Source organism: Treponema sp. UBA7567, assembly GCF_002476655.1.
Classification (GTDB): Bacteria; Spirochaetota; Spirochaetia; order Treponematales; family Treponemataceae; genus Treponema_D.
The window spans coordinates 45,070-48,772 of the sequence record NZ_DLLH01000016.1 but is presented as its reverse complement, the minus strand read 5'-3'; the positions used below and the strand labels follow the sequence as shown (position 1 = coordinate 48,772).

Here is a 3,703-nt window from a genome sequence, read left to right as displayed (position 1 = left end):
AAACCCGTTTATTTACGTGTGCGCTAAAAGCGCACGGCCGGGCCTTATAGCCCGGATTGGAGCCCCGGAGTTGCCGCAGGCAATGAGCGCTAGCGAAGGGCGGAAAGCCGGTTAGGGCGAAGATGTGCTCCAAAAATAAAAAAAACGGCGCCTTAAATAAAGATGCCGTTTTGTAAAATATTAAAGAGGAATGTTTCCGTGTTTTTTGAGAGGTTTGTCCGAAACGCTCTTATTTTCGAGAATTTCAAAACTGCTTAAAATTCGGGCGCGGGTTTCCTGTGGTTCAATTACGGCGCTTATGTAGTCGCGCTGAGCGGCAATTGTAGGCGTCATAAACGTTGCACGGTATTCCTGTCCTTTTTCCTGCACGAGCTGGGCATTGTTCGGGTCTTTTAATTCTTTTGCATAAAGAATTCCAATTGCTCCTTCTGCTCCCATTACGGCAATTTCTGCTTTTGGCCAGGCATAAACAAAGTCTGCGCCGAGGTGTTTTGAGCACATTGCAATGTATGCTCCGCCGTAAGCCTTGCGGGTGATTACTGTAACTTTTGGAACTGAGGCTTCTGCATAAGCGTAGAGAATTTTTGCTCCGTGGCGGATAATTCCCTTCTGTTCTTCTTGCGGACCTGGAATAAAGCCTGGAACGTCAACAAAGGTCAAAAGCGGAATGTCGTAAGCGTCGCAATAGCGGACATGGCGTGCAATTTTGTCGGAAGCGTCGCAGTTCAATACACCGCCAAAGTTTCCAGGATTGTTTGCAACTACGCCAACCGTCTTGCCTTCGATTTTTGCAAAACCTACAACTGCGTTTCCTGCAAATTCTTCTGTTGATTCAAAGAAGCTGTCATCGTCTACAACGCGGTTGATTACTTCGCGGATATCGTATCCTTTTGTGCTTGTTTCTGGAAGAACAGAGTCGAGTTCAGCAGATTTTTTTTCTGTATATTTAAAGTCAGCTTTTTTACCAAAAAGAGCCTTTTTTTCTTTTGGCTCAAAAGGAGTTTTGTCGCCGTAATAGTGAGGAATATAATCGAGAAGCTTGCGTACTTTTTCGATACATTCTGCTTCTGTCGGGCAACGGTAGTGTGCAACGCCTGATTTTTGAGAGTGAATTGCAGCTCCACCCAAGTCTTCCGATGTAATGTCCATAAACATTACCTGTTTTACAACTTTTGGTCCTGTAATGTACATTTCAGAAATTTTATCGACTGTAAAAATAAAGTCCGTAAGTCCAGGAGAATAAACTGCGCCGCCGGCACAAGGTCCTGCAATCACAGAAATCTGCGGAATTACACCGCTTGCGCGTACATTCTGACAGAAAATTTCACCGTAACCGCAAAGAGCGTCAACTCCTTCCTGAATACGGGCACCGCCAGAATCGTTAAGTCCGATTACAGGACAGCGGCATTCAATTGCCTTTGCAATGAGTTCTGCAATTTTCTGACCGTGGACTTTTCCTAAAGAACCGCCCTGTACTGTAAAATCCTGTGCATAAACTGCAACCTTTTTTCCGTTTACCTTTCCAAAGCCTGTGATTACGCCGTCATAAGGAATTGTTTTTTTGTCCATTCCAAAACTTGTGCACTGATGCTGAGCATCTGCATAAATTTCCATAAAACTGTCTTTGTCGCAAAGAAGGTTGATTCTTTCAATTGCGTGAAGTTTTCCTTTTGCGTGCTGTTTTTCAAGATTGTAGTCAAAAGCCATCTTAATGCCTCGCTTTGTTAATATCTAACTAGGAGAATACGACATTTTCTCAATAAATGTCAATATGACAAAAAGAAAGAAAATGTCATTTTAAGAAAAAGAAGGAAAGAACAGAATGTTTGCAATTTTACTTAAATTCTTTTGCGGCTGAATTATTGTATTTTTTTATCATATATGGAACTTCGTCTCTTAAATCCATTTCTGACGGCACAAAATTGTACTTCTGGCGCAGAAGTTCTGACGCTTTTTTTACGTCTTCTCCAGTTTTTTCAAGACAGTCCAGATAGTCTTTTTTGTAGTTTTTTACGCTGTAGGAATTCCGGAAAGTTTTTCCAGTTCCGCTGATTTTTCTTACAATCCATCGCTTTCCGTTCCACACAAGATTAACATTTTCTGTCGTTGTCAAAACCGTAATTATCGGCTCGCCTTCGTTGTAAATCAGATTGTAGCTTACTTCGTGGCTTGTTTCGTCGCCTTTTTTTAAGGTTTTGCCGTTTTCTTCTTTGAGCGGAGTTTTTTTGTCTTTTCTTTTTGGATAATCAAAATTTGAAGAAGTTTGAATTCCGTCAATCGTCAAATTTGTAATTCCGTATTGCCAAAAATCAGTCGTCCCTCTAAAGAACAGCCAGCCGGCAGGAGTTAAGGTTCCGTCTTTTTCGTCCATTGCAAGCCTCTGTTTGTTTGTAACATAAAATCCCGAAACCTGCTGAATAAGGCTTTTTGCTTCTTTTCCTTTTGCAATTTCCTGAATAATCGTAACGTCAGCCTTGTGAATTCCTGTCAAAAGAGTCTGCACGGTCTGCCCGGAAGTAAGTCCCATGCTCGTTGCAAGTTTTTGATTTTCTTTATTAAAACTGGATGCAACCGAAAATCCGGCAATTGCCGCCAAAACGCTTCCCCAAATTTTTTTTGAATTTCTTCGATAAAAACGTCCGGACTTTATTTTTTTCGCCTGTTTTTTTATGAATTTGATTCGTCTTTCTAAAAATTTCTGGTCGCCCTGATTTTTAGAAAATCCAGCCTTAAAAAAATCTTCCAAAAGTTTTGAATTAAATTCCATGGCTTTTTTTAGAATTTCAATGCGATTTTTTTCGGTTTTTTCGTTTACAAAACGGCGCTCTCCAGGAATAGTCCGTTTTTTTCGTTTTATGCAAAGCCCTGCGTCTACAGACAACGCAAGTTTTTCGTTTACGGCAGGAATTTCGTATTCAACAGGAATAAAATTCGAATCCGTAATATCCGCCTGTCTTTTTTCCAAATTTTCCTGGCAAAAAGCATATTTTTTTGTGATTGCCCGATAAGCTAGCGCGGCTCTTGTAAAAAGCGCCGCTTCCAGACCTTCGAGTCCGCGGTGAACAAAAATTCCCTGAAATTTTCCATAATCTTTTGAATTTTCTGCGCAACGCTCAAAAAGATTTCCTGGAAGAACAACTGCCCAAAAACTTCCATTTTTCTGTTTTTCCGAAACCAAAATCCCCTGTGCGCCCGGAAAAACCGTCAATTTTTTCGATTCGTATTCATTTTGATTTTCGCAAAAGCCTGCATCTTTGAGAATTTCGTCCATCGCCTTAAAAACCGCAACAATTTTTTCGTTGCAATTTTCTTTTTTGTTTGCTTCGTTTTTATCTTCAAAAATCTTAAAAAGCGGCTCAAAAACCAATTTGCCTTCGCCCGGCATTTTTCCTGCAAACGCGGCCGACTTGTCTTCAAGAATCTTAATGGAATCAAAATTCCATTTTTTTAACAAAATCCGTCCGTCAGCGCAAATTTCTGCCGCAAAACCGTCTTCTGCCAGAAGTTTTTCCAAGTCAGTGCGCGCAAAACTCTGTTCAGCCAAAAATGAACGTAAAAAAATTTTATCTTCTTCAAAAAAAATGCAATCCATACAACAAATTTATTTATATTGAAGATAAAAGTAAAGTTAAAAATTGTACGGGCGGATTTTTTTGAGTAAACTCAAAAAAAACGAGCTTTTCAGGGCTACGGCATTCGCCTC

Annotated in this window: 2 protein-coding genes; both read right to left on the bottom strand. The window is 40.4% G+C overall.

Annotation, left to right across the window (positions count from 1 at the left end; translation table 11 throughout):
* Window positions 1–180: 180 nt before the first annotated feature.
* Complete coding sequence (locus B3Y13_RS01620; protein ID WP_296692274.1) at window positions 181–1,707, bottom strand: acyl-CoA carboxylase subunit beta; 1,527 nt, start codon at window positions 1,705–1,707, stop codon at window positions 181–183.
* 127 nt (window positions 1,708–1,834) lie between these two features.
* Complete coding sequence (locus tag B3Y13_RS01615; protein WP_296668183.1) at window positions 1,835–3,592, bottom strand: hypothetical protein; 1,758 nt, start codon at window positions 3,590–3,592, stop codon at window positions 1,835–1,837.
* Window positions 3,593–3,703: the final 111 nt, after the last annotated feature.

Excerpts from the sequence above, each read along its gene's own strand:
- B3Y13_RS01620 (WP_296692274.1), bottom strand. The coding sequence starts at position 1,707 with ATGGCTTTTGACTACAATCTTGAAAAACAGCACGCAAAAGGAAAACTT.
- B3Y13_RS01615 (WP_296668183.1), bottom strand. The coding sequence starts at position 3,592 with ATGGATTGCATTTTTTTTGAAGAAGATAAAATTTTTTTACGTTCATTT.